This window comes from Streptococcus pseudopneumoniae (assembly GCF_001073085.1).
Classification (GTDB): domain Bacteria; phylum Bacillota; class Bacilli; order Lactobacillales; family Streptococcaceae; genus Streptococcus; species Streptococcus pseudopneumoniae_M.
On sequence record NZ_JVFV01000030.1, the window covers coordinates 45,477 to 70,838 of the forward strand.

Annotated in this window: 26 protein-coding genes, 2 pseudogenes and 1 other annotated feature; of the genes and pseudogenes, 9 read left to right on the forward strand and 19 right to left on the reverse strand. The window is 37.7% G+C overall.

Annotated elements, in window-relative coordinates:
- Positions 1-20: 20 nt before the first annotated feature.
- From ADH90_RS06440 to rplJ, 5 genes are all read right to left on the reverse strand, one after another.
- Positions 21-278, reverse strand: coding sequence for a DUF896 family protein (locus ADH90_RS06440; protein WP_000187071.1), 258 nt, complete (start codon positions 276-278; stop codon positions 21-23).
- Between the two features lie 29 nt (positions 279-307).
- Positions 308-2,344, reverse strand: coding sequence for a glycine--tRNA ligase subunit beta (gene glyS, locus ADH90_RS06445; RefSeq protein ID WP_049530474.1), 2,037 nt, complete (start codon positions 2,342-2,344; stop codon positions 308-310).
- Between the two features lie 273 nt (positions 2,345-2,617).
- Entirely contained in the window at positions 2,618-3,532 is a 915-nt protein-coding gene (gene glyQ / locus ADH90_RS06450; protein ID WP_000038761.1) for a glycine--tRNA ligase subunit alpha, read from the reverse strand.
- A gap of 415 nt (positions 3,533-3,947) precedes the next feature.
- Complete coding sequence (gene rplL / locus ADH90_RS06455) at positions 3,948-4,313, reverse strand: 50S ribosomal protein L7/L12 (RefSeq protein ID WP_001196970.1); 366 nt, start codon at positions 4,311-4,313, stop codon at positions 3,948-3,950.
- 73 nt (positions 4,314-4,386) lie between these two features.
- Positions 4,387-4,887 (reverse strand): 50S ribosomal protein L10, encoded by a 501-nt coding sequence (rplJ, locus tag ADH90_RS06460; RefSeq protein ID WP_049530475.1) that lies wholly within the window; start codon positions 4,885-4,887, stop codon positions 4,387-4,389.
- 38 nt (positions 4,888-4,925) lie between these two features.
- Positions 4,926-5,061, reverse strand: a sequence feature (ribosomal protein L10 leader region).
- A gap of 175 nt (positions 5,062-5,236) precedes the next feature.
- Here rplJ and ADH90_RS06465 point away from each other — a divergent pair.
- Positions 5,237-5,764, forward strand: coding sequence for an ECF transporter S component (locus ADH90_RS06465; protein WP_049530477.1), 528 nt, complete (start codon positions 5,237-5,239; stop codon positions 5,762-5,764).
- An 18-nt stretch (positions 5,765-5,782) separates the two neighbouring features.
- Positions 5,783-6,298: a transcription repressor NadR gene (locus ADH90_RS06470; protein ID WP_049530478.1), complete on the forward strand. Its 516-nt coding sequence runs from the start codon at positions 5,783-5,785 to the stop codon at positions 6,296-6,298.
- On the opposite strand, the gene ADH90_RS06475 is transcribed toward ADH90_RS06470, so the two are convergent.
- The 10 genes and pseudogenes from ADH90_RS06475 to ADH90_RS06520 form a co-directional block, all read right to left on the reverse strand.
- The gene (locus ADH90_RS06475) at positions 6,295-6,762 is read right to left on the reverse strand and encodes an 8-oxo-dGTP diphosphatase (protein WP_049530480.1); all 468 of its coding nucleotides are present in this window, start codon (positions 6,760-6,762) and stop codon (positions 6,295-6,297) included. The genes ADH90_RS06470 and ADH90_RS06475 overlap by 4 nt on opposite strands.
- Positions 6,763-6,781: 19 nt before the next feature.
- Positions 6,782-7,216 carry a hypothetical protein gene (locus ADH90_RS11595; protein ID WP_000589796.1) on the reverse strand — a complete coding sequence of 145 codons (435 nt, stop codon included), beginning with the start codon at positions 7,214-7,216 and terminating at the stop codon, positions 6,782-6,784.
- A 2-nt stretch (positions 7,217-7,218) separates the two neighbouring features.
- On the reverse strand, positions 7,219-7,728 hold the full coding sequence (locus ADH90_RS11600) for a hypothetical protein (protein WP_239681989.1): 510 nt from the start codon (positions 7,726-7,728) through the stop codon (positions 7,219-7,221).
- Positions 7,706-8,164 (reverse strand): hypothetical protein, encoded by a 459-nt coding sequence (locus ADH90_RS11175; protein ID WP_134806216.1) that lies wholly within the window; start codon positions 8,162-8,164, stop codon positions 7,706-7,708. The genes ADH90_RS11600 and ADH90_RS11175 overlap by 23 nt, the downstream gene beginning before the upstream one ends.
- A 76-nt stretch (positions 8,165-8,240) precedes the next feature.
- Positions 8,241-8,879 carry an NAD(P)H-dependent oxidoreductase gene (locus tag ADH90_RS06495; RefSeq protein ID WP_049530483.1) on the reverse strand — a complete coding sequence of 213 codons (639 nt, stop codon included), beginning with the start codon at positions 8,877-8,879 and terminating at the stop codon, positions 8,241-8,243.
- Between the two features lie 94 nt (positions 8,880-8,973).
- A pseudogene (locus tag ADH90_RS06500) lies at positions 8,974-9,470 on the reverse strand (GNAT family N-acetyltransferase).
- A 14-nt stretch (positions 9,471-9,484) separates the two neighbouring features.
- Positions 9,485-11,473 (reverse strand): excinuclease ABC subunit UvrB, encoded by a 1,989-nt coding sequence (gene uvrB / locus ADH90_RS06505; protein WP_049530486.1) that lies wholly within the window; start codon positions 11,471-11,473, stop codon positions 9,485-9,487.
- 291 nt (positions 11,474-11,764) lie between these two features.
- On the reverse strand, positions 11,765-12,454 hold the full coding sequence (locus ADH90_RS06510) for a hypothetical protein (protein WP_049530488.1): 690 nt from the start codon (positions 12,452-12,454) through the stop codon (positions 11,765-11,767).
- Complete coding sequence (locus ADH90_RS06515) at positions 12,414-13,247, reverse strand: hypothetical protein (protein WP_049530489.1); 834 nt, start codon at positions 13,245-13,247, stop codon at positions 12,414-12,416. Before ADH90_RS06515 ends, ADH90_RS06510 begins: the two co-directional genes overlap by 41 nt.
- A gap of 1 nt (position 13,248) precedes the next feature.
- On the reverse strand, positions 13,249-13,959 hold the full coding sequence (locus tag ADH90_RS06520) for an ABC transporter ATP-binding protein (protein ID WP_049530490.1): 711 nt from the start codon (positions 13,957-13,959) through the stop codon (positions 13,249-13,251).
- 168 nt (positions 13,960-14,127) lie between these two features.
- Between ADH90_RS06520 and ADH90_RS06525 the strand changes: the two genes are divergently transcribed.
- From ADH90_RS06525 to zwf, 5 genes are all read left to right on the forward strand, one after another.
- Positions 14,128-14,799, forward strand: coding sequence for a response regulator transcription factor (locus tag ADH90_RS06525; protein WP_049530491.1), 672 nt, complete (start codon positions 14,128-14,130; stop codon positions 14,797-14,799).
- A complete protein-coding gene (locus tag ADH90_RS06530) occupies positions 14,784-15,857 on the forward strand; it encodes a sensor histidine kinase (protein WP_049530492.1) in 1,074 nt (357 codons plus the stop codon). Before ADH90_RS06525 ends, ADH90_RS06530 begins: the two co-directional genes overlap by 16 nt.
- Before the next feature lie 167 nt (positions 15,858-16,024).
- Entirely contained in the window at positions 16,025-18,199 is a 2,175-nt protein-coding gene (locus tag ADH90_RS06535; RefSeq protein ID WP_049530494.1) for an ABC transporter substrate-binding protein/permease, read from the forward strand.
- Positions 18,199-18,939, forward strand: coding sequence for an amino acid ABC transporter ATP-binding protein (locus ADH90_RS06540; RefSeq protein ID WP_049530496.1), 741 nt, complete (start codon positions 18,199-18,201; stop codon positions 18,937-18,939). Before ADH90_RS06535 ends, ADH90_RS06540 begins: the two co-directional genes overlap by 1 nt.
- A 402-nt stretch (positions 18,940-19,341) precedes the next feature.
- Positions 19,342-20,829 carry a glucose-6-phosphate dehydrogenase gene (gene zwf, locus ADH90_RS06550; protein ID WP_049530497.1) on the forward strand — a complete coding sequence of 496 codons (1,488 nt, stop codon included), beginning with the start codon at positions 19,342-19,344 and terminating at the stop codon, positions 20,827-20,829.
- Between the two features lie 39 nt (positions 20,830-20,868).
- On the opposite strand, the gene ftsY is transcribed toward zwf, so the two are convergent.
- Genes ftsY through ADH90_RS06565 form a run of 3 tightly spaced genes read right to left on the reverse strand, consistent with a single transcriptional unit; the run spans position 20,869 to position 23,918 of the window.
- Positions 20,869-22,305: a signal recognition particle-docking protein FtsY gene (ftsY, locus tag ADH90_RS06555; protein ID WP_049530498.1), complete on the reverse strand. Its 1,437-nt coding sequence runs from the start codon at positions 22,303-22,305 to the stop codon at positions 20,869-20,871.
- A gap of 3 nt (positions 22,306-22,308) precedes the next feature.
- Entirely contained in the window at positions 22,309-23,127 is an 819-nt protein-coding gene (locus ADH90_RS06560; RefSeq protein WP_049530499.1) for a Cof-type HAD-IIB family hydrolase, read from the reverse strand.
- Positions 23,127-23,918: a Cof-type HAD-IIB family hydrolase gene (locus tag ADH90_RS06565; RefSeq protein ID WP_049530501.1), complete on the reverse strand. Its 792-nt coding sequence runs from the start codon at positions 23,916-23,918 to the stop codon at positions 23,127-23,129. The genes ADH90_RS06560 and ADH90_RS06565 overlap by 1 nt, the downstream gene beginning before the upstream one ends.
- 333 nt (positions 23,919-24,251) lie before the next feature.
- Between ADH90_RS06565 and ADH90_RS06570 the strand changes: the two genes are divergently transcribed.
- Positions 24,252-24,719, forward strand: coding sequence for an 8-oxo-dGTP diphosphatase (locus ADH90_RS06570; RefSeq protein ID WP_000136624.1), 468 nt, complete (start codon positions 24,252-24,254; stop codon positions 24,717-24,719).
- Positions 24,720-24,878: 159 nt separating this feature from the next.
- Here ADH90_RS06570 and ADH90_RS11605 read toward each other — a convergent pair.
- Positions 24,879-25,060, reverse strand: a pseudogene (locus ADH90_RS11605) (hypothetical protein).
- Here ADH90_RS11605 and ADH90_RS06575 point away from each other — a divergent pair.
- Positions 25,027-25,362, forward strand: a 336-nt coding sequence (locus ADH90_RS06575; protein ID WP_239681988.1) for a transposase, incomplete at its 3' end; no start/stop codon positions are given. The pseudogene ADH90_RS11605 and the gene ADH90_RS06575 overlap by 34 nt on opposite strands.

Here is a 25,362-nt window from a genome sequence, read left to right on the forward strand (position 1 = left end):
TAACCGAGGTTTTATTTAGCTTATGAATTTGGATCGTCAAGACTTCGACCATGCAAACCTTTTTCACGTTGTACCTGACGAAGTTTCTCAGGAGTCACATCATTTCCATCTTCATCTACGATTTTGATTCCTTCAATGTGGTGACGAACAGAACGACGGTAGCCTTCGATATATTCCTCACGAAGTTTAGCTTGTTCTACTTTTTCTTCTGCAGTCAAGCCTTCTGTTTTTTTCTTTTTCGCAAGCTCATTAATACGAGCGATTTTTTCTGGTGTCATATTTGAACCTCCAATCTACTTTTTAATTTCTATTTTGTATTAAGAAGATTAAAAGCAGCGACAGTTTTTGCTTTATTCACAAGTTCAGTTAGAATAGCTAGGCGATTATTCTTAACATCAACATCCTCTGCCATAACCATTGTATTGTCAAAGAATGCATCAATAACAGGACTAAGAGCAAATAACTGCGTTAATTTATCACTAGCTGAACCTTTCAATTCTAGATTTTCTACTGCTTGAGCTAGTTCTTTTTCCTGTTCATTTTCAAAGAGACTAGTATCAACTTTGACTGAACCTTCTGCTTTTTCCGCTAGGTTAAAGGCACGAGATAAGGATTCAACAGCTGGTTTGTAGTCACTATTTAGAGATGCTTCTTTTAGTGCTTCTGCTGCTTCAATCATATCTGCAACAACAAAGTTTGAGCTTGCTAGAACAGCTTCCTTAATATCTTTTGCAGTAGACCCCATCATCTTATCAACACGAGCTTTGATGAAGTTAAGCACTTCTTCTTGATTATCGTAAGTTAGGCTATCAAATGATAAAGCATAAAGGCTAGCAATCAATCCGTCCATTGGAATATTCCAGCCAAAGTCTTCCAAGATACGGACAATCCCTTGTGTTGCTCGACGAAGAGCATAAGGGTCATTTGAACCAGATGGAATCAAACCAACAGAGAAGAAGGACAAGAGAGTATCCAATTTATCAGCTAGTGCAAGGATAGCTCCGACTTTAGACTCAGGAAGAGCACCATCTGCAGAATCTGGAAGGTAGTGTTCACGAATAGCTTGTGCTACTGCCGCATTTTCACCAGCGAGAAGAGCATATTTCTCACCCATGATTCCTTGAAGCTCATCAAATTCACCAACCATACCAGTCAAGAGGTCAAACTTATAAATGGCTGCAGCACGAGCAAGGTCAACAGTTTCATCAACTGATAAACCTGCTTTTTCTGCCAAAAGGATAGCAATTTGCCCTGTACGAATCATGTGCTCACGAAGTGAACCAATCTTTTCATGGAAGGTTACGTGTGATAATTTAGCTACAAGATCTTCAATCTTGAGTTTTTGGTCTTCACGCCAGAAGAATTCACCATCTTCCAGACGTGCCACCAAGACTTTCTCATTTCCTCGGATGACATTATCCAGATACTCTGCATTTCCGTTACGAACAGAAATAAAGTTTGGTTTTAGATTTCCGTCAAGGTCACGTACTACAAAGTAGCGTTGGTGAGTTTCCATTGAAGTGACCAAGACTTCTTCTGGAACCTCTAGGTACTTAGGATCAAAATTCCCCATAAAGGCAGTTGGGTATTCAACCAAATTCAGAACTTCATTCAAGAGTCCTTCATCAATTTGAACCTGAACACCTTCTGCAGCTTCGATAGCCTTAATTTGCTCACGAATCATATTTTCGCGTTCAATGCTATCTGCAATAACATAAACTTTGCGCAGGTCTTCTTCATAGCTGTCAGCATGCTGAATTTCTACTTCGTGACCAAGGAAACGATGTCCACGGCTAACTCTTCCTGAGTGAATATCTAGGAAATCCATATCGAGTGTCACATCATCCAAAAGAACTGTCAACGTATGGACTGGACGGATATATTCAAAGGTATTGTTTGCCCAATGCATACTTACTGGGAAGCTTAAGCTAGCCAATACTTCTGGAATTCCAGTCAAAACTTCCTCAGCTGGTTTTCCAGCTTCATGCTTAGTTACGTAGACATATTCTTCACCTTTGATTTCACGGAATTCGATATCATCTACAGTCAAGCCTTTACCACGGACAAACCCTTGCGCTGCTTTAGAGAAATTTCCTTCTGCATCCAAAGCAATTTTTTTAGAAGGTCCTTTAAAATCTTCAGTCAAATCTGTTTGTTGGTCTGCCAAGCCAAGTACGCGAACAGCCAAACGACGTGGAGTTGAAAAAGTTTGAATTCCTTCGTATGAAAGGCGGTTATTATCCAAAAAGGCTGCCATTTTTTCACCTAGTTGTTTTTCACTTGGTGTGACAACGTAGGCTGGTAACTCTTCGAGTCCTAGTTCTACTAATAAATTTTTTGCCATGTTTTTTCCTTTACAAAATTTCTTTTTTTGATAGGCACCTTAGGTACTGGGGACGTTGCTAACTAACTTTGTGAGTCTGTGGGAAAATCTTCTGTCTTCTTGACAAAGATTTCCAACAGTCTCATCAAAGTGGATTTAGCCAACTAATTTTTGAACCTAAAGTTTCAAAAATCCCCAGATATCAGTACAGCGGTGCCTATCCCTTTAGCAAGTCTTCGACTTGCCTCTGAGTGCCATACGGGCTCCCTTTTTCTATTCTTGTAACTCTTTTTATTATTCCTCTTCTGCTAGGAGTTGAGCGCGTGTAGCTTCGTCAAGAAGTGGGTAACCAAGTTTCTTGCGTTCAGCTACGAATGTTTTAGCTACGACACGGGCTAAGTTACGAATACGAGCGATATAACCAGCACGTTCTGTTACGGATACTGCTCCACGAGCATCAAGCAAGTTGAAAGTGTGTGAACATTTCAAAACGTAGTCATAGGCAGGGTGAACTAGGCCCAATTCCAAAGCACGTCCTGCTTCTTTTTCAAACTTTTCAAAGTTTTCAAGAAGCATATCTTGGTCAGAAACTTCAAAGCTGTATTTTGAATGCTCGTATTCTGGTTGAAGGAAGATTTCTCCGTATTTAACACCTGGAGCCCACTCAATATCATAAACTGAGTCTACTTCTTGGATGTAAGAAGCCAAACGTTCCAATCCGTAAGTAACCTCGGCTGTAACAGGACCAGTTGCCAAGCCACCGACTTGTTGGAAGTAAGTGAATTGAGTGATTTCCATACCGTCAAGCCAAACTTCCCAACCAAGACCTGCTGATCCAGTTGATGGGTTTTCCCAGTTATCTTCAACGAAACGAATATCGTGTTCCAAAGGATTGATTCCCAACTTTTCCAATGACTCTAGGTAGAGCTCTTGAATGTTTGATGGTGATGGTTTCATCACCACTTGGAATTGATGGTGTTGGTAAAGACGGTTTGGATTTTCCCCGTAACGACCGTCTGCTGGACGACGTGATGGCTCTACATAAGCTGCATTCCATGGCTCAGGACCAATAGCACGAAGGAAAGTATAAGGACTCATGGTTCCCGCACCCTTTTCATTATCATAAGCCTGCATCAGCATACAACCCTGGTCATTCCAGTATTGTTGCAAAGTAAGGATAATTTCTTGAAAGGTTAATTTTTTAGACATTATTAACTCCTTTTTTATAATTTCTTGCGACCTAGAATACAAAAAGAACCGTGTCTTTGCTCCTAAGTCAAGTGACCTAGGGGCGTCAGAAACGCGGTTCCACCCTAATTTATTACTTCATTATTTATAAAAAATATACCAAAAGCGCCACACTTATCTCTCAATCACCTGACTCTCACTACCACAGGCTCGCTTAGGATTTACTGATAAGATATTCTTTCTTGTCGTCTATTATATCAAAAAGGAATAAAAAAGTAAAATTATTTTATTAGGAATCTTACAAAATAAATTAAATATAGATACACAAAATAATGATCTGTTCCCTTTTTTGCCCCTTCTCGAACAAAAAGAAAAACCGCTACTCCTAAGAATAGCGGTTTAATCATGTTTTTAAACTACTAAAGTAGTCGCTCTATTATTTAAGAGTAACTGAAGCTCCTGCTTCTTCCAATTTAGCTTTAAGTTCTTCAGCTTCTGCTGCTGCAACACCTTCTTTAACAAGTGCTGGTGCACCATCAACAAGTTCTTTAGCTTCTTTAAGGCCAAGACCAGTGATTTCACGTACAACTTTGATAACGCCGACTTTTTTGTCGCCTACAGCTGTCAATTCAACGTCAAATGAATCTTTAGCAGCTTCTTCAGCACCACCAGCAGCAGCTACAGCTACAGGAGCAGCTGCAGTTACACCAAATTCTTCTTCGATAGCTTTTACAAGGTCGTTCAATTCAAGGATTGAAGCTTCTTTAATTTCAGCAATAATGTTTTCAATGTTCAATGCCATTGTTATTTCCTCCAAATAAGTTTATATTTTATGTTTATATTTTTGTAGCTAGGCTACGCTGCGTAGCTTAAGATTAAGCTGCGTCTTCTTTGTTGTCTGCAACCGCTTTGACTGCAAGAGCAACGTTGCGCACTGGCGCTTGAAGTACAGAAAGGAGCATAGAAAGAAGTCCTTCGCGGTTTGGAAGAGTTGCAAGAGCAACGATTTCTTCTTTTGATGCGACAGCGCCTTCGATTGCACCACCTTTGATTTCAAGTGCGTCAGCGTTTTTAGCAAAGTCGTTCAAGATTTTCGCTGGTGCGATAACATCTTCGTTAGAAAATGCTACAGCAGATGGTCCAACAAAAACAGATGCAAGATCTTCAAGACCAGCTTTTTCAGCTGCACGACGTAAGATTGAGTTTTTGATAACTTTATACTCAACTTCGCTTCCACGAAGCTCACGACGAAGAACTGTATCTTGTTCAACTGTCAAACCACGAGCGTCTACAACGACGATTGATGCAGCAGCTTTCATTTTCTCAGCTACTACGTCAACTAGTTCCGCTTTCTTAGCAATAATTGCTTCACTCATTAGTGTGTTCACCTCCGTAATTATTTTGCTTGGGGAATTTTTCCAAAAGAAAAACGCGCCCAAACCTAGACACGAAAGTACAATACGCTTCTTTTTACATGATACGTTTTGTCCTCGGTAGGATATTTATGAGTCGAACTCCCCTACTGTCTTAGGCAGTTTTTTCAAACCGTTTATAAGTATACCACACTACTTTGATTAGTGCAATAGTTTTTGCTTTTTTTTAAAAATTTTTATTTATTTTTTAACCTTATTAAAAGATAATTTCATCAAAAATCAATTTTACTTCTTGACTTGTTTGATTTTTTATTGTACTATACAACTGTATATACAGATAAAAGGAGTTATTATGAATACACAAAAGAAAACACAATTCATGACTTTGACCGCATTGCTAACAGCTATCGCTATTTTGATTCCTTTGGTGATGCCCTTTAAAATTGTCATTCCTCCCGCTTCCTACACTTTAGGAAGTCACGTTGCTATTTTTATCGCTATGTTTCTCTCGCCATGGATGGCTATCTTTGTTATTATAGCTTCTAGTTTAGGATTTCTCATGGCTGGGTATCCGATTGTCATTGTACTTCGCGCCTTTTCCCACATATTCTTTGGAAGTCTGGGTGCTTTCTATCTTCAAAAACATCCTCAAACCTTGGACAATAAGAAATCTTCATTGATTTTTAACTTTGTACTTGGTTTGGTTCATGCTATTGCTGAAGTCTTAGCTTGTGTGATTTTTTATGCTAGTACTGGAACTGACTTAAAAAATATGTTCTATGTCTTGTTTGTATTAGTTGGATTTGGTACTATTATCCATAGTATGGTAGACTATTACTTAGCCTTGGCTGTTTATAAAGCATTGAAAAAACGCCGTTAAGCGTTAAAATAGAAGAATATGACAAAAAATCGAAAAGAAGCACTTTTACAACTGTTAAAGGAGTCTCAAAAACCTCTAAATGGCCAAACTTTAGCAGACCGTTTTCATGTAACCCGCCAGATTATCGTTCAGGATATTGCTGTTCTACGTGCTGATGGTGCTCCGATCTTATCAACCAATCGTGGCTATATTTATAAAGAAAATAAAACCAATCCTTATGCTCACAAACTGTTTAAAGTCAAGCACGAAATGGAAGAAATAGGTCAAGAACTTCTAGCTATCGTCGATAATGGGGGACGTGTTCAGAATACCTTGATTGATCATCCTGTCTACGGAGAAATTGAAACCTTGCTCAAACTCTCTTGTCGCCGGGACGTTCAGCATTTTTTAGAGCAAGTCGAAAGGTCTGACTTTAGACCACTTTCTGAATTAACAGATGGCGTCCATTATCACCTAGTCGAAGCTGAAAACGAACAAGACCTTCTCTATATCGAGAAGGCCTTAGATAAGTTAGGTTATTTAGTAAAGGATTAGAAGGTTTTCTTATCCCATCCATCTTCTGTACGGTGACGATAGAAAAATTCTGATTTATCAGGAGCTTCCATCATCTCCATCAAAGGTAACATATCATAGGCCAGATCCAAGTTTGGAATCTGGTTTTTTTGCACCCAAGAAACTTCTCCTTCATCTGAAGAACGAAGGGTACCAGAGAACTCAGTCGCCTTATAACAAACGACAATATAGCGGCCACCTGTATCTAGTGGCCAATTTTTAATGCCGACAAGTTGAGGATTTTGAATCGTTAGACCTGTTTCCTCATAAATTTCACGAATAACAGATTCTGCAAAAGCCTCTCCATCTTCAACATGGCCTCCTGGAAAAGCATAGCCAGACCAGCGATTGCTTTCGGGTGAACGATACTGCATGACCACGCGCTGATTTTCAAGGTCTTCAATCAGGCAAATATTAGTTAAAATGGTTAATTGTGCTCGAGACATAGGACTCACTTTCTAATGTTTAATTTTTTTCTACATACTTAACTTTAGATTTCATAATCAAAGGATTAACTAAGTCATGATATTCATGAATTTCATGGAGTAAGAATCCTCTGATGATTCTGATTTCATTTTTTTCCCTAATCACATAGTAGTCTAAATTGATAGGCATAGATGAATCTGGAACCGTGGAGAAAAAGAAAAATATCATAAACCAGATTATGAGAGCAACGAATCCGCTGAGAGCTTGAAAAATCAGATGATGCCATTGAAAGATTCTAGATTTATAAAAGATAGTCCACGGATGGATAAATAGGGTTAAACAAAGACCAAAGAACCAGAAATTCCACAAGACTGGCGTAAAGGCTAAGCCAAACAATCCTAAGATAAAATGAATAAGGGCGAATAACAGGAACAGAAGGTAAATTACCCTAAATATAGTTAGATGTTTTATCATGATTAACTCCTTTTCTTTTCAATATAATTCATTACTAGAGTTATAATAGATGCCAAACTGAAAAAGATCATATAAGTTGCAATAGGAAACCAGATGTAGCGGTGATCTAGGGATAAGAGAGAAGGCAAAATTCCTTTACTATTTTTCCCACCAATCCCAATAAAGAGATGAACTATTAAACCGATACTATTAAGATAGATAAATAAATCTGCATATCTTTTTATCGTCATTCTTGTCCTAGTCAAGTCTAGGAACCAATAGTCAAATAATCGATACACCAGACAAAAAATATTTATATATATTGGAAAACTATAGTTGATATCTCTGTAGGGCAACGGAATAGGAAGGAGTTTAAAAACAAGGGTAACACCTAGCCCTATTCCTAAGATTAGACCAAATACCAAGAAGAAACCTAATAATTTATGAGAATCCATCCAAAGCCGAAAACTTTCGTTCCTTGGGCGATTCTTTTTTGTATTTGAGTTACTTTTATTTGAATGTATTTTCCCCATTATTTTCTTCCTCCTTTTTCTTTTCAATATGCTTGGAAATTATAATTGTCACAATAGGCAATAGAAAGAAAATAAAATAAGTAACGAGGGGAAACCAGATATAGCGATAGTCTAATGCCCATATCGGAAGTAATCTTCTTCCTCTTTTAGAGGTCATCCCAATCGTTAACTGTAATACACAAGCAATTCCGTTAAGATATAATAACATTTTTGCAAAATTTTGCAAGGAAATCCAGTCTTTCCTAAAGGTACGAAGGAAAGAATGATAAGATGCATTCACCAAAAAAACGATATTTAAATAAAGTGGAAAACTATAATCCAGTTCCCGATAGGGACTTGAAATAATGGTTGTTCCGTACAATAGATATAATATTCCTAGAGCAGAAAAGAACAGAACGCTTGCATCAAGGATCCAGGCAATTGTTGAATGTTGCACAAATCACAGATTCATGCGGTCTAGTAGACCAAGCTTTCGCTTTGATTTCTGGTGTTTTTTTAATGTTTTCTGTCTCTTATTTTTTTGTTTCATGATAGTTTTTAACTTCTTCTGCTACTTTTTGGAGATGCTCTTCACGCATACTTGCTGTATTCACATCCCGGCCGACTTCTCCCAAAATGCTGACACGCTTGGTTTTAATCCCACAATGGTTCAAGACGGCATTTTTCAAAACAGAGATACCATAGCTGTCTGGAATGTTGAAAGGACCCGAAAAGATTTTGTACCACCAAGTGGGCGCCATGGAAGTTGCGTAAATACTGGCTGTTTTCCCTTTTAATAACTTTTTAAACTGCTTGCCTCTGAGGTAATTCCAGATAAAACTCCCCTGATCGTTAGCAGAGTAAGCAATCCCCGGTGTAAAGACCCGGTCAATCCAGCCCTTCATAAGGCTCGGCATACTACTCCACCAGATGGGATAAACAAAGATCAGGTGATCCGCCCACTGGATTAATTCTTGGGAACGAAGGATAAAAGAATCTTCTTCCATACGTTTTCGATAGCCATAACGTAAAACAGGATCAAAGTCCTCTTCATTAAGGTTGATGACTTCAAGTTCATGGCGACCTGAGTCAATATTTTCTACAATGGTTTGAAAAATAGCCTGACAGTAACTTTCCTTATCAGGGTGTCCATTGATGACTAGAATTTTCATTCGTCTTCTCCTTCATCTCTTTGTTTCATTCTATCTATTTCACTTTTTATACTTGATTAATTGATAATGGTTCAAAGATTGATAGATACTTACTTTAGGAATTTTTATTTGAAGAACACATCATCCGCAATTCCTTAACAGGTTTTCCAAGTTTAAGTATTTTTTCTTGGCCATCGAAAGTAAAACCTATTTTTGATAGAAAGCAATGGCTCGCTTATTATCTTTCAATACCCATAAATAAATTTCAGAGAAATGATCGAGAGCAACAAATGCAGCATGCATTAGCTGTTCACTCACACCTTTTCCATAGTAATCTTTTAAAACATATAAGGCTATGATTTCACCAGCTTGAATGGCTTCATCACGAAAATTTCCATAGCTGATAAATCCAATGACCTGCTTTCCATCCATAGCAATCAAGGTATTTTCTGGATATTTTTGACTAAAGAATCGACATCTTTCTAATGTCATCGTCTCCTGAAATTCCGCAGGTAAAAGATCGTCATAAGCCTCTCTCCACGTTTGCCAATGAACGAGGGATTTCCCTTCTACCTCTTCAGGAGTCTCCATTGTTTTAATGATAATCTTCATTCGCTTTATCCTATCTAATCCAACGCCTTGACTTCCAACATCATATCACGAATCTGAGCAGCCAGTTCAAAGTCAAGCACTTCGACGGCTTCTTGCATTTGTTTTTCCAGTTTCTTGACCAATTCTTTGCGTTCTTGTTTGTTAAGGCTATTGATATCGACTTCCTTGTCCTCTTCTTTAGCCACAGTTTTGGTAACAGAAATAAGATCACGGATTTCCTTCTTAATAGTTTGTGGCACGATACCGTGTTCTTCATTATAAGCCATCTGAATCTGACGACGGCGGGCCGTTTCATCGATGGCTTTTTGCATAGATTGAGTCATAGTATCAGCATACATGATCACATGCCCTTCGCTATTACGAGCAGCACGACCAATGGTCTGAATGAGTCCACGCTCATTACGAAGGAAGCCTTCCTTGTCAGCATCGAGAATGGCAACTAAACTTACTTCAGGTACGTCAATCCCTTCACGAAGGAGATTAATCCCGACCAAGACATCAAATACTCCCAATCGCAGGTCACGGATAATCTCCGTACGCTCTAAAGTCTTGATATCCGAGTGCATGTATTTGACCTTGATGCCCATTTCTTTGAAGTAGTCAGTCAAGTCTTCTGCCATTTTCTTGGTCAAGGTTGTAATAAAGGTCCGTTCGTTCTTTTCAACACGGGCATTGATTTCACCCAAAAGATCATCAATTTGTCCCATAGTCGGACGGACTTCCACTTCTGGATCCAAAAGACCAGTCGGACGAATGATTTGCTCAATAACGGTGTCCGTTTGTTCCATCTCATAATCACCAGGTGTCGCTGAAACATAGACAATCTGATGAACATGACTTTCAAACTCTTCACGACGAAGAGGACGATTATCCAAGGCAGATGGCAAACGGAAACCATAATTAACCAACATTTCCTTACGCGAACGGTCACCATTGTACATGCCCTTGATTTGCCCCATAGTCATGTGACTCTCATCTATCATAATCAGGAAATCATCTGGGAAGAAATCAAGAAGCGTATAAGGTGGTTCTCCTTCACTTCGTCCATCCATGTGACGTGAGTAGTTTTCGACACCATTTGTATAGCCCATCTCACGCAACATCTCGATATCGTACTCTGTCCGTTGTTTCAAGCGTTGCGCTTCAAGGAGTTTACCTTCTTTTTCAAAGATAGCTAACTGCTCCTCCAATTCAGCCTGAATCTTAGCAATAGCTACTTCCATGTGGTCATCATTGGTCACAAAGTGAGTCGCTGGGAAAATCGCCAAATGATCCACTTCGCCGAGAACTTGACCAGTTAAAGCTTCGACTTCACGAATACGATCAATTTCATCTCCAAAAAACTCTACACGAAAGGCATGCTCATCACGAGAGGCTGGGAAAATCTCCACCACATCCCCACGAACACGGAATCTTCCACGCTGAAAATCAATGTCATTGCGTTCGAACTGAATATCAACCAAGTCATTGAGCAGTTTATCTCGAGAAATCTCAAGACCCGGACGCAGACTTACGACGCTATCAGCGTATTCCTTAGGCGAACCCAAACCGTAGATACAAGATACAGATGCTACAACGATGACATCGTTACGCTCTAAGAGTGCTGAAGTCGCGGAGTGACGAAGCTTATCAATTTCATCATTGACCGAGCTATCTTTTTCGATGTAGGTATCGCTCGATGGCACATAGGCTTCTGGCTGGTAGTAATCATAGTAAGATACGAAGTACTCGACGGCATTTTCAGGGAAAAATTCCTTAAACTCCCCGTAGAGCTGGCCTGCAAGAGTTTTATTGTGGGCGATGACTAGGGTTGGTTTATTAACTTGAGCAATGACCTGGCTCATGGTATAGGTCTTCCCCGTACCAGTCGCTCCCATCAGGATTTGCGCCTTCTCACCACCCTCGATATTATCTACTAACTGTTCAATAGCTTGCGGTTGATCCCCAGAAGGTTGGTACTTGGATACGAGTTTAAATTTGTTGTCTGTAATTCTATTGATCATCTCTTTGTCCTCACATATATAGACCTTATTTTACCATAAATCACCAGAATTCTCTGAGTTGGGGAATATACAAGATGTAACAAAATAATCCAGTAAATAAGTACATCTTTAAATTACAAAATAATTAAATGAACTCATATTAGAAGTGAAAACTAAACAAGACTCTCGATATTACTTCGAAAGTCTTGTCTTTTATTCTAAAACAATACAATACGCAATAAACGTCAACGTCAATGACTTACAGAATTAGTAAAGCTTGTTCATCAGCATCATTTTTATGAGACCACTTTACTACTTAACTTCTTGATTCTTTATCAAAAGGTAAAGAGTTGCTCCAAGTGAAAACACCAATTCAAGAGTATAAACACATAGTTGCAGGTAGGAAGCTCTCCCTAGTATTGTATCCGCAACAATATTATAAAATAGATAACTAGTCATTGGTTCCACTACTCTTTCTATGAAAGGTTGTAACAAAATAGGAAATAGCAACAAAATAGCTAAACTCCCCATTGGACTTTTGAAAAAATAACTTAAAAAGTAAGAAATTAAAAAGTATAGGATGGAACCAATCAAATAGAAACTGAAAATTTCTAAACCGACACCATTTTCGCTACTTAAAAAATGAAACCATATATGTAGTATAATGAAATATAAAGTTGATTGTAGTAACACATCAAATAACTCTACGAACAGGATACTCATTGAACTTAAGATCCTTTTTCCACTCACCAAATAAACTAATTTTGTTTCGTGTGATTGTAAGTCTACAAATGCATTAACACACCCAATAGCAACAGAGAACATTGATGCAAAAACAAGAGCTTGCTTTAAAGATAATTCTACAATTCTACCATTGATTGCAACTGGTAACACACTTAGTAGGCACACAAATCCTACCAACATTGACTGTATAGCTATCTGGTACTTTACGGGTTTTAAGCTATATTTTTTGACGATAAGACTGATAAATATTCTTGCCATTCTTCCTCCTCATTCGAATCATTTCTACAACAATTATTAATACCAAGAATACGACTCCTTCCACTACTAAAAGAGTAAATCCATACAATTGGCTCGTTTGAGTCCCTTCAATTCGACCAAAAGCAAATGACTTTGCTCCAATCAAAGGCAATAGATTCTCTATGTTAGAAGAAAGTCCTCTTAGAATACCTGATAGAGTGATTACTAATAATAAAACGATTGCAATTAATGATGAAATGGATTTTTTTGTGACTCTTACTAAAAATATAGCTAATAAAGTGAGGACAATCGCAAATATCATAACTCTTACCGTAACATCTAAAAACAAAGTAAATTCTATATAGTCCTTTAAAGTAGAATCTAGAAAAATGAGTAAAACAACAGCATTTACTATCGAAAATATTACAGTAGAAAGTAGTGATAAGACAATCGAACTAGCAATAAAACCAGTAAGTCGAACTTTCCAGTTAGGAATTATTAACTGAGTAAAATAATTATCACCAAATTGATAATGGGTTGAATAAACAAGTGAAACCAGAATTGGCAAGAAAATAACACTAGCTTGGTAGGGTGAAGATAAGAGAGCATCCCTGACTGTATAGACTGAATTCGATGATAAGATAGATGGATCAAGGTTTACTTCCCGTCCATTTCCTTCTACTAAGGCATTTATCACCTGAATATTTTGAATTGTAAAAAATATGCTGACTCCCAAAATAAGAGAAAAAGTTATTTTAAAAGTAGGTAAGCTACTATATTTATAAAGGTCACTAAAAAAGGAACGCTTTAACATATTATTCACCTTCTTTCCCTTCGAGCGCTTTAAAATATGCTTCCTCAAAAGAGCCAAACTGTTTCAAAATATCTTTTGTAGGAGCATCAATAACGATCTTCCCATTAGAAATACCAACTAAATGATCTACAGTTAATTCTAACTCACTCATATAATGACTTGTCATTAATACAGTTTTACCTTCACTGACAAAAGATTGTAAAAAATTGCGTACCCAGCGTATCCCCTCTGGATCTAGTCCATTGATTGGTTCATCTAAAATTAAGATGTCAGGCTTTGCTAATAAGGCTGTTGCTAATCCAAGACGTTGCTTCATTCCTAATGAATAGTCTTTTACTTTTTTATTTTTAGCTTCACTTAACCCCACCAAGTCTAAACATTCCTTGCACCTATTTCTGTCAACACCACAAGCCAAGCCAATCCACCGAAGATGCTGAAATCCTGTTCTTGTTGGATAAGGTTGGCAACTATCGAGGAATGATCCAACAATACAAAAAGGATTATTACCCAATTGCGAGTATTTTTTGCCATTGATCAATGCCATTCCTGTTTGACTATTTTCTAAACCAAGTAAAATTCTGATTAAAGTCGATTTCCCAGAACCATTTGGTCCAATCAATCCAGTTACCTCTCCTTTCTTAGCTTTGAAAGACACATTTTTCAGAACATTTTTATTATTATATTCCTTATGTAGATTTTGAATTGTTATCATCCATCCTTTTCCCTTCTAACTTTTTGTGAAATTTCACCTTCACTTGGAGCAAGTATATCAGGCGAATATCAGGAAAAAATCAGAATAAACATTTTTATAATTATTTTTTCATTTCTAACAAATTACTTTTTATGTTTGCTATAATATACACAAGTAATTGGAGGAACTATGAAGTATAAAATTTTAGCAATTGATGATGATGAAAAAATCTTACGATTAATAGTGAATGCATTAGAAGCAAACAACTTTAACGTAGAAACTCGGTCAAATACAGAAGAAATCGACATCTGCGACTTTACTGGATTCGATCTGATTTTACTTGACGTCATGATGCCTATTTCTGGTTTAGAGATTTGTCGCTCCATTCGTTCACAAATTACTACTCCAATCCTGTTTCTAACCGCTAAAAATTTTGAAGAAGATTTACTAAAGGGGATACAAGCTGGAGCAGATGATTACATCACAAAACCATTCAGCATTAAGGAATTGATTGCAAGAATTCAAATGCATCTTCGTAGAGAGGAAAGATCTCACCCTGCCTCTAAAGAAGAATTGATTTCAGATATAACTTTTTATCGAGATAGTCAAGAAGTTTATTATCAATCCAAGAGCATTTCTCTAACTAAGCGAGAATTTGATCTACTTTATCTTTTAGCTAAAAATGAGAACCGAATATTTAGCGCAGAGGAACTTTACGATTACCTCTATCCTGTAAGCTCTGATGTACAGCTACGGTCAATCACCGAATACATCTATCAAATCAGACAAAAATTTAAGGCTCATCAAATTGATCCTATCAAAACGGTTTGGGGAGGAGGATACAAATGGCAAAAGAAATGACAATCAAGCAACTCATTAAGCGTACTTATCTTACAATCATTTGGCAATTTCTTTTATGTCTTTTACTTTTTTACATAGTCCCAGCTCTTCTATCTTCTGTATCTGGAATCAATGAGAAAAATGCCAATCTCTTTGCTTTATTTTTTAGCGTCAGTTCTTGGATTTATCTTTGCATCATTTTAATTCTTATCATTGTAACAAATATTCGACAATTATTAACCAAGATTCAAAAAGAAATGAACATGGTTTATCATAGTGGTCTATATTTCAACAAAAATAATCATCAGCATTTTCAGATTAAAGAATTTATTGAAACAAATGATCTGATCGAAAAAATGCAATCTGATATAAAAAATAGGATTGAAAATGAAAAAGAACAAAAAAAAGAACTCATGTTTCAAGTATCTAGCGCTGCACATGATCTTCGAACTCCTCTAACTGTCATCAGAGGAAATGCTGAATTCCTACAATCTACCAAACAAACACCCCAAGTAATGGAATGTCTAAAAGATCTGGAGCAAGCAAGTATTCAGTTAAATGAGTATTTCAACCACTTCATCCAATACTCCAAAACTTTTTATGACCATGATATTCAACTTGAAAACATATCAATTAAACAAGTAACTCATCAATTAAAGGAACATATCACACCTTTACTTCCTAGAAATACACACTTTGTTTTTACAAACACAGTAAATCCATCAACACAAATTGCAATTCATTCCAATCTATTTTTCCGAGCAATCACAAATATTATTAATAATGCAATACAACATCAAAAAGAGAATGATGCACAAATCCACCTAACAATTTCACAAGAAAATAGTCAATTAGTTCTAACTATATGGAATAACCAATCTTGTTTTTCAAAAAACATATTACAAAATGCTGGAAATCTTTTCTATAAAGATGACCAAGCAAGAACCCCCTCTCAAGAAAGTCACTATGGACTTGGTTTATCTTTCGTCAAGCGCGTCATGAAACTTCATAATGGAACTATGCACTTAGAAAATAGCAATCATGGTGCACAAGTCAAGCTAATCATTCCCATTATATAGAACAAGCCGAACTCATCAACATGTGTTCGGCTTTTCTTCCTTTTTAGATCAAAAAATCAGTATCATAAAATTTTTATGTTACATCTTCTTACATAAAAGCACTAAATGTTTGCCAACTTTTTTAGTTTCTGCTATAATGGGTAAATATTCTAAAAAGGAGACTAAACATGAAGAAAAAAATCCTTGCATTTTTATTATTTTTATTTCCGCTATTCTCTTTAGGCTATGCTAATGCAGACACTATCAAGATTGTTAGTGATACTGCTTATGCGCCCTTTGAGTTTAAAGATACAGACCAGACTTATAAAGGAATTGATGTCGACATCATCAATAAAGTCGCTGAGATAAAAGGATGGAATATCCAAATGTCTTATCCAGGCTTTGATGCTGCTGTCAATGCGGTCCAATCAGGGCAAGCAGATGCGATCATGGCTGGTATGACAAAAACCAAAGAACGTGAAAACGTCTTTACCATGTCTGATACATACTATGATACAAAAGTTGTCATCGCAACGACTAAGTCTAATAAAATCACTAAGTATGAAGAACTCAGTGGTAAAACTGTTGGTGTTAAAAACGGTACTGCTGCACAACGTTTCCTAGAAAGTATCAAAGATAAATATGGTTTCACTATCAAAACCTTTGATACTGGCGATTTGATGAATAACAGTCTCAGTACAGGTGCTGTAAATGCCATCATGGATGACAAACCAGTTATCGAGTACGCTATTAACCAAGGGCAAGATCTCAGTATCAACATGGACGGAGAAGCCGTTGGAAGCTTTGCTTTTGGAGTTAAAAAAGGTAGCAAGTACGAATACCTAGTTACAGAATTTAACGAAGCTTTAGCACAAATGAAAAAAGATGGTAGCTTGGACAAAATTATCAATAAATGGACGAATTCTTCTAAAACTAGTTCACAAGTGACTTCTCTCACTTCAACTACAAGTGCAGGTCAAAAAGCTACTCCAGTCAAATCAAAATACGTTATCGCTAGTGATTCATCATTCGCACCATTTGTCTTCCAGAACTCAAGCAACCAGTACACTGGTATTGATATGGACTTAATCAAGGCTATTGCCAAAGATCAAGGTTTCGAGATTGAAATCACTAATCCAGGTTTTGACGCTGCTATTAACGCGGTTCAATCTGGTCAAGCTGATGGTATGATTGCTGGTATGTCTGTTACAGACGCTCGTAAAGAAACCTTTGATTTCTCTGATTCTTACTATACAGCCAATACTATTCTTGGAGTTAAGGAATCAAGTACCATTTCTTCTTATGAAGATCTGAATGGTAAAACCGTTGGTGTTAAAAACGGTACTGCTTCTCAAACCTTCCTAACTGAAAATCAAAGCAAATATGGTTATAAAATTAAAACCTTTGCAGACGGTTCATCTATGTATGACAGCTTGAACACTGGTTCAATCGACGCTGTGATGGATGACGAACCAGTTCTTAAATACTCTATCAGTCAAGGTCAAAAATTAAAAACACCAATCGAAGGTACTCCAATCGGTGAAACTGCTTTTGCAGTTAAAAAGGGAAGCAATCCTGAATTGATTGAAATGTTCAACAACGGTCTTGCAAATCTTAAAGCAAGTGGTGAATTCCAAAAGATTCTTGATAAATACCTTGCAACTGATTCAACAAGTGAGTCATCAACTGTTGACGAAACTACTATCTGGGGCTTGTTGAAAAACAACTACAAACAACTTCTAAGTGGACTTGGAATTACCCTTTCTCTAGCTTTGATTTCCTTTGCAATTGCGATTGTTATCGGGATTATCTTTGGTATGTTCAGCGTTAGTCCTTATAAATCACTTCGTCTTATTTCAGAAATCTTTGTCGATGTGATTCGTGGTATTCCATTGATGATTCTTGCTGCCTTTATCTTCTGGGGAGTTCCTAACTTTATCGAATCTCTTACAGGTCAACAAAGTCCAATCAATGACTTTGTCGCTGGTACAATCGCCCTATCCCTAAACTCAGCTGCCTACATCGCTGAAATTGTTCGTGGTGGTATTAAGGCTGTTCCTATCGGACAAATGGAAGCTAGTCGAAGCCTTGGTATCTCTTACAGTAAAACCATGCGTAAGATTGTCTTGCCACAAGCAACCAAACTCATGCTTCCAAACTTCGTCAACCAATTTGTTATCGCACTTAAAGATACAACTATTGTATCTGCAATCGGGCTAGTAGAGCTCTTCCAGACTGGTAAGATTATCATCGCCCGTAACTACCAAAGTTTCAAAATGTATGCAATTCTCGCAGTCTTCTATCTTGTGATTATCACTCTTCTTACTAGACTTGCAAAACGCTTAGAAAAGAGGATTCAATAATGGCTAAATTAAAAATTGATGTCGATAATTTACATAAACAATATGGAAAAAACAAGGTTCTAAAAGGAATCTCTGTAAAATTCTACGAAGGTGATGTTGTTTGTATCATCGGTCCTTCTGGTTCAGGTAAATCAACTTTCTTGCGTAGCTTGAATCTCCTTGAGGAAGGTACAAAAGGTCATATCACGGTTAATGGTTATGATTTGACAGATAAAGCAACCAACGTGGACCACGTTCGTGAAAATGTCGGAATGGTGTTCCAGCACTTCAATCTCTTTCCACATATGACTGTCTTGGAAAATATCACTTTTGCTCCTATCGAGCATAAGTTGTTAACCAAGGCTGAAGCTGAAAAATTAGGGATGGAACTCCTTGAAAAAGTTGGATTGGCTGATAAAGCAAATGCAAATCCTGAAAGTCTATCAGGGGGGCAAAAACAACGTGTAGCTATCGCTCGCGGTCTAGCCATGAACCCTGATATCATGCTCTTTGACGAACCAACTTCTGCCCTTGACCCTGAGATGGTCGGCGACGTTCTTAACGTTATGAAGGAATTGGCTGAACAAGGCATGACTATGATCATCGTAACCCACGAAATGGGATTCGCCCGCAAGGTTGCCAATCGTGTGATCTTTACTGCTGACGGTGAATTCCTCGAGGACGGAACACCCGACCAAATCTTTGATAACCCACAACATCCGCGTCTTAAAGAATTTTTAGACAAGGTTCTAAACGCCTAGAAAAGATAGGACTAAAAGTCTTTATAATCAAAAAAACGCATTGTATCAGGTGTTAAAAGCTTGATATTATGCGTTTTATTGTGGGAAAATTTACTTCGGTTTCTCCTAATACTCAATGAAAATCAAAGAGCAAACTAGGAAGCAGCCGCAGGTTGCTCAAAACACTGTTTTGAGGTTGTAGATGGAACTGACGTAGTCAGTAACATATATACGGTAAGGCGACGCTGACGTGGTTTGAAGAGATTTTCGAAGAGTATGAAATTGAGTTTTGCCTAACCTCTTAGTATAGCCGTATTGGATTTTTGGATTTTTTAGAAAATTATGATAAAATAAAGGATATGAAAAATGGGGACTCCTCATGCCTAGTCTAACTAGGAAACAAAATAGAAATTAGGTAGCTAGATGTCATCAAAAGTTATTGTTACAATTTTCGGTGCAAGTGGGGATTTGGCCAAACGTAAGCTCTACCCTTCACTTTTTAGACTTTATAAATCAGGTAATCTTTCTGATCATTTTGCTGTTATTGGAACTGCTCGTAGACCTTGGAGTAAGGAGTATTTCGAATCTGTCGTTGTCGAATCAATTTTAGACTTGGCAGATAGTGTGGAAGAAGCTCAAGCATTTGCGAGTCATTTTTACTATCAAAGTCACGATGTTAATGATACTGAGCACTACATCGAACTACGCAAGCTTCAGGCTGAGTTAAGCGAAAAATATCAGACTGAGCACAACAAACTCTTCTTCCTCTCAATGGCACCTCAGTTCTTTGGTACCATCGCCAAACACCTCAAATCAGAGCAAATTGTTGATGGCAAAGGCTTTGAACGTTTGATCGTTGAGAAACCTTTTGGAACAGACTATGATACTGCAAGCAAACTAAACGAAGAACTCCTAGCTACTTTTAACGAAGAGCAAATCTATCGTATCGACCACTATCTCGGTAAAGAAATGATTCAAAGTATTTTTGCCATTCGCTTTGCCAATATGATTTTTGAAAATGTTTGGAATCGTGAGCACATCGATAACGTACAGATTACCTTCGCAGAGCGTCTAGGTGTTGAAGAGCGTGGTGGCTACTATGATGAATCTGGTGCCCTTCGAGACATGGTTCAAAACCATACCCTCCAACTTCTGTCACTCCTTGCTATGGACAAGCCAGCAAGCTTTACTAAGGATGACATTCGCGCAGAGAAAATCAAAGTCTTTAAAAATCTTTACCATCCTACAGATGAGGAACTTAAAGAACAATTCATCCGTGGTCAATATCGTTCTGGTAAAGTTGATGGCATGAAATACATCTCTTACCGTAGTGAACCAAATGTTAACCCTGAATCTATGACAGAAACCTTTGCTTCAGGTGCCTTTTTTGTAAATACTGATCGCTTCCGTGATGTACCTTTCTTCTTCCGTACAGGGAAACGCCTAACAGAAAAAGGAACACACGTGAACATTGTCTTCAAGCAAATGGATTCCATTTTCGGAGAGCCTCTAGCACCAAACGTGCTTACCATCTATATCCAACCAACTGAAGGATTCTCTCTCAGTCTTAGTGGTAAAAAGGTAGGGGAAGAGTTTAGCCTTGCGCCAAATTCTCTTGACTATCGAACAGATGCGACTGCTACAGGTGCTTCACCAGATCCATATGAAAAACTCATCTATGATGTTTTGAACAATAATTCAACTAACTTTAGCCACTGGGATGAAGTGAGTGCATCATGGAAATTGATTGACCGTATTGAAAAGCTTTGGGCTGAAAACGGTGCTCCACTCCATGACTACAAGGCTGGTAGCATGGGGCCTCAAGCTAGCTTTGATTTACTCAAAAAATATGGAGCTGAGTGGACTTGGCAACCAGATATCGCCTATCGTAAGGATGGCCGATTAGAATAATCAAAAACAATCCTGCAAGAATTCTTGCAGGATTTTCTTTTATATCAAACCTTCTAGAAGGCCCTTCATAAAGTTTTCAGAGTTAAACTCACCGATATCATCGATTTTTTCACCAAATCCAATCAACTTAACAGGGATATTCAGTTCTTCACGGATAGCAAGAACGACACCACCTCGGGCAGTTCCATCGATTTTGGTTAAGACAATTCCTGTAACAGGAGTAATTTTTGAGAATTCTTTGGCTTGTACAAGAGCGTTTTGTCCTGTTGAGGCGTCAAGTGCTAGGAAGGTTTCATGCGGAGCTTCTGGCACGACACGTTTAATGATACGACCAATTTTTTCCAACTCTGCCATCAAGTTTTCCTTGTTTTGTAAACGGCCAGCTGTATCAATCATCAAAATGTCAACACCTTCTGCTACTGCACGTTCCATCCCATCAAAGACAACACTAGCCGGATCTGCTTTTTCAGGTCCAGTAACCACAGGAACATCTACACGACGGCCCCATTCTGCTAGCTGAGCTACCGCACCAGCACGGAAGGTATCCGCAGCAACAAGCATGACTTTCTTGCCTGCTTGCTTGTAGCGATGCGCTAATTTACCGATTGAAGTTGTTTTCCCGACACCATTAACACCTACAAAGAGCATGACTGTCAAACCATCTTGGAAGTTAATGTTTTCATTGTATTGTCCATCTTTTTCGTAAAGCTCTACCAATTTTTCGATGATCACACGACGGAGAACATCTGGTTTCTTGGCATTTTCAAGTTTTGCTTCATAGCGCAATTCTTCAGTGAGATTTGAAGCTACCTGTACACCAACGTCACTCATGATTAAGAGTTCTTCTAGTTCTTCGAAGAATTCTTCATCAACAGAGCGGAAGTTAGCAAAGAAGGCATTCAAACGAGCACCAAATCCCGTACGAGTTTTCTTGAGACTACGGTCATATTTTTCCTGTACAGTCTCTTGAACTTGAGGAATTTCTTCGATTACTAAATCTTCTTCCACTTCTTCAGAAGTGTCTGCTTCCGTTTCGTCTGATTGAACTTGATTAGCTTCTTCATCGTCGCTATCACTTGAAGGTACTTCTTCGACTGGTGACTCAGGTTCTTCTGCAACAAACTCAACTACTTCTTGAGAGCTGTCTTCAGTTTCTTCAACTTCTGTTGACTCTGACTCTTCCTGACAACAATGACACTCAGTTTCCTCTTCAAACTGAGTTGCTTCTGGTTCAACTGTTTCTAGAGTAGCTTCTGCCTCTGGTTCTGCAGACTCACTAACTTCTTTAGAATAAGTTTCCTCAACTTCTGAACTTTGATCGATTTCCTCAGTATTTTTCACTTCAACTTCTTCAGTTCTAAGTGCTTCAACTTCCTCGCTAGGTTCTGTCAGATCCAAGTTTTCCAAAGCTTCTTTAACGACTTCTTCGATTTTTGGTTCTTCTTTTCTCCCAAATAAACGGTCAAATAATCCCATTCTTTAGTTCTCCTTCAGTACATATTTTTCAATGGCCCAGGCAACAGCTTCCTCGTCATTGGTCATAGGGGTTACTACATTTGCAACTTCCTTGACCTCAGGAACAGCATTTTGCATAGCAACACCAAGTCCTGCCCATTCAATCATGGAAAGGTCATTGGCCTCATCTCCACAAGCCATCACTTGACTTTGGTCAATTCCTAGATGGTCGATCAATTTAGCTAATCCAGTAGCCTTATGAACGTTCTTAGGTGACCATTCCAAAAGCATGTCGCGAGATTTAAAAATTTCATAATTGTTAAACAAGTCTGGTGAAATATTAGCAATTGCGACATCCAGTGGTTCTTGGGCAAAAGCGGTCACACATTTGTTGTAGGTCATTTGACTAGACAAATCTTCAAAGTCAATTGGAACAAAAGTCAGAGCAGGATTAAATTTAGCATACAGACTTTCTTGATCTGATTGGATTTGGTAAACTGTACCTTCTGAAATGGCATCTAAAGGAATGCCTAGTTTTTCAGTTTCCTCGTAAATACGTGTCACATCATCAATAGAGAATACTGTCTTATCGAGGATTTCACCTGTATTTTTCTGAACTAATCCACCATTAAAGGTGATAGTATACTCGTCATCATGGCCGTCTGTTCCAAGCTCTTTAAGGAAGAAATCCATAGCCTTGAGGGGACGTCCAGTTGTCAGTACCACTTTGACTCCCTGATCACGCGCAGCCTTTAAAGTTGCCTTAGTACGATCAGTCAATTTCTTGTCTGTCGTCAGCAAAGTCCCATCTAAGTCTAGGGCAATTAATTTAATATCTGCCATTACAATCCCTCCATATAAGCAATAACTGATTGGTCTTTGTGATGTCCGATAACTGTTTCAGCTAGTTCTAAAATCTCTGGACGAGCATTTTCAGGTGCGACTGGGTGCCCTACAACTTGCATCATGTGCAGGTCATTAAGATTATCACCAAAGGCCATCACCTGGTCCATATCTAGATTTAACTTCTTGGCCAATTCGACAATAGCAACTCCCTTGTCAACATGGTCTAAAACGATGTCAATGGATTCAAAGCCTGTCGTCATAGCCTTGACCCCAGGAACATGTTCATTGACCCAAGCTTCTCCAGCGTCAACCGTTTCTTCAGTAAAGTTAGTTGTGAATTTGAAAATCTCATCGGTAATATCTTCTAGTCTGGCTACTTTTTTGATATTTTCATTGTAATGATGGCTAAACATAAGATAGATTTCATCTACTGTATCTAAGACATAGCAAGCCTCTTTACCAGTCAAGAGCATCTTCTTCTCATCGAAATAAGGTGAAGTCTTTAGCTTTTCAAAAGTTGATAGGTAAAAATCTCTAGGCATGGTCGCTTCATAAAGGTCCTCTCCATGAAAACGAACCAAACTACCATTTTCAGCAATAAAGATTATCTCATCTTTGACATCCGCAAAATGCTTTTCAAGTGACAAAAGCCCACGACCAGATGCAACAGCAAAATAGATTCCTTTTTCTTTATAAGAATGGAGCAACTTTTTCAGACGCTCCATATCAAATTGACCGGCACCATCCAAAAAAGTACCGTCCATATCCGTTGCTACTAATTTAATCATAAAATTCTTCATACTCCAATTAATAAATCTACCTTCTATTATACCATAGAAAAAGTAAAAAAAGACGTGCTGAATTGACACGTCTTTGTCTTCTATAAATAATCCCGTAGGGCCAATTTAAAGGCCAGGCTGATTTGCTTACTTTCTTTTAAATCCAACCTCTCAACACTTTTCTTCCAAAGTTCTTGATTGAAGTCTATTCTGAGAGTTCATCAGCTATTGCGTAAAAATTATCAATCTTTGGCTGAGATACATTTGTAACAATCATAAATAGCATATAGTTCTTGACATATAATCTTGCATATGAAAAAATACTTGTTGGAGGTTAATAATATGACTGAAAAAATCAAAAACTGGGTTAATATTTGCGTTTTGAAAAATCAAGAAATTTTATTACTTAATAGACAGCACGATAATTTTCCTGGCTGGATTCCACCGGGGGGAAAAGTTGAATTCCCTGAAAGTTTTTTTGAAGCTGCATTACGGGAACTTAAGGAAGAGACTGGTCTCACTGCATTAAATCTTGAATTAAAAGGAATTTCAGGCTTTACTAATTCAATTGGTAATGAGAGATTTGTCTTCTATGACTTTTTATGTACTCAGTTTACTGGTGAACTAAGTACATCTGCTGAAGGTGAGCCAAAATGGTGGAATCTAAAAGATATTGATAAAATACCAATGCAAGATGAAATAAGAAAAAGGCTACCGCTTTATTTAAGAAAAGGAAGCTTTGAAAGTATTAACTATTGGGATGATAATAAAAAATGCATTAGTGAAAACAAAACAATTTTATTTGACTAATATTCTATACGGTATAATCAAATGCAAAAATCTCAATACATTAGTAAATTTTGTATAATTCAATACTCAACATAATCTGTCTTTAACAACATATAATTTAACGTTTTACAAAACATGAGTATCCAAATAAAAATCATCTACTCTAGCAATCTTTTCCTTCTACCTATAGATAGCTATAAGAGTCTGGGACAATAGTCGCCTAGCACCAAAAAAAGCAACGGATTTGCCGTTGCTTTTTACATGGTTGCGATAGTCTTGGTAAAATAGAATTGCACAATAAACCATTTAGAAAGGCTATCTCATGCATATTCACTATAACACAAATCAAACAACTTTACCACTAGAAATCTGTTCTTTCTTGCCACAAGACCATCTCGTTTTTACGATTGAAAAAGTGGTGAATTCATTGGATGATAGTCACTTCCACGCCTTCTATCATGCCTTTGGTCGCCCGTCTTATCACCCTAAAATGCTTGTATCTACTCTTCTATTCGCCTATTCACAAGGGATTTTCTCTGGTCGAAAAATTGAAAAAATGATGATTGAAAATCTAGCTATGCAGTATCTAACAGGACAGTTAGTTGTCAGCTATCGCACCATCAATCGTTTTCGTGTCGCTGAAGGGATGGAAGAACTCATTCGT

Coding starts and splice junctions, on each gene's coding strand:
- ADH90_RS06440 (WP_000187071.1), bottom strand. CDS start 278: ATGACACCAGAAAAAATCGCTCGTATTAATGAGCTTGCGAAAAAGAAA.
- glyS (WP_049530474.1), bottom strand. CDS start 2,344: ATGGCAAAAAATTTATTAGTAGAACTAGGACTCGAAGAGTTACCAGCC.
- glyQ (WP_000038761.1), bottom strand. CDS start 3,532: ATGTCTAAAAAATTAACCTTTCAAGAAATTATCCTTACTTTGCAACAA.
- rplL (WP_001196970.1), bottom strand. CDS start 4,313: ATGGCATTGAACATTGAAAACATTATTGCTGAAATTAAAGAAGCTTCA.
- rplJ (WP_049530475.1), bottom strand. CDS start 4,887: ATGAGTGAAGCAATTATTGCTAAGAAAGCGGAACTAGTTGACGTAGTA.
- ADH90_RS06465 (WP_049530477.1), top strand. CDS start 5,237: ATGAATACACAAAAGAAAACACAATTCATGACTTTGACCGCATTGCTA.
- ADH90_RS06470 (WP_049530478.1), top strand. CDS start 5,783: ATGACAAAAAATCGAAAAGAAGCACTTTTACAACTGTTAAAGGAGTCT.
- ADH90_RS06475 (WP_049530480.1), bottom strand. CDS start 6,762: ATGTCTCGAGCACAATTAACCATTTTAACTAATATTTGCCTGATTGAA.
- ADH90_RS11595 (WP_000589796.1), bottom strand. CDS start 7,216: ATGATAAAACATCTAACTATATTTAGGGTAATTTACCTTCTGTTCCTG.
- ADH90_RS11600 (WP_239681989.1), bottom strand. CDS start 7,728: ATGGGGAAAATACATTCAAATAAAAGTAACTCAAATACAAAAAAGAAT.
- ADH90_RS06495 (WP_049530483.1), bottom strand. CDS start 8,879: ATGAAAATTCTAGTCATCAATGGACACCCTGATAAGGAAAGTTACTGT.
- uvrB (WP_049530486.1), bottom strand. CDS start 11,473: ATGATCAATAGAATTACAGACAACAAATTTAAACTCGTATCCAAGTAC.
- ADH90_RS06510 (WP_049530488.1), bottom strand. CDS start 12,454: ATGGCAAGAATATTTATCAGTCTTATCGTCAAAAAATATAGCTTAAAA.
- ADH90_RS06515 (WP_049530489.1), bottom strand. CDS start 13,247: ATGTTAAAGCGTTCCTTTTTTAGTGACCTTTATAAATATAGTAGCTTA.
- ADH90_RS06520 (WP_049530490.1), bottom strand. CDS start 13,959: ATGATAACAATTCAAAATCTACATAAGGAATATAATAATAAAAATGTT.
- ADH90_RS06525 (WP_049530491.1), top strand. CDS start 14,128: ATGAAGTATAAAATTTTAGCAATTGATGATGATGAAAAAATCTTACGA.
- ADH90_RS06530 (WP_049530492.1), top strand. CDS start 14,784: ATGGCAAAAGAAATGACAATCAAGCAACTCATTAAGCGTACTTATCTT.
- ADH90_RS06535 (WP_049530494.1), top strand. CDS start 16,025: ATGAAGAAAAAAATCCTTGCATTTTTATTATTTTTATTTCCGCTATTC.
- ADH90_RS06540 (WP_049530496.1), top strand. CDS start 18,199: ATGGCTAAATTAAAAATTGATGTCGATAATTTACATAAACAATATGGA.
- zwf (WP_049530497.1), top strand. CDS start 19,342: ATGTCATCAAAAGTTATTGTTACAATTTTCGGTGCAAGTGGGGATTTG.
- ftsY (WP_049530498.1), bottom strand. CDS start 22,305: ATGGGATTATTTGACCGTTTATTTGGGAGAAAAGAAGAACCAAAAATC.
- ADH90_RS06560 (WP_049530499.1), bottom strand. CDS start 23,127: ATGGCAGATATTAAATTAATTGCCCTAGACTTAGATGGGACTTTGCTG.
- ADH90_RS06565 (WP_049530501.1), bottom strand. CDS start 23,918: ATGATTAAATTAGTAGCAACGGATATGGACGGTACTTTTTTGGATGGT.
- ADH90_RS06570 (WP_000136624.1), top strand. CDS start 24,252: ATGACTGAAAAAATCAAAAACTGGGTTAATATTTGCGTTTTGAAAAAT.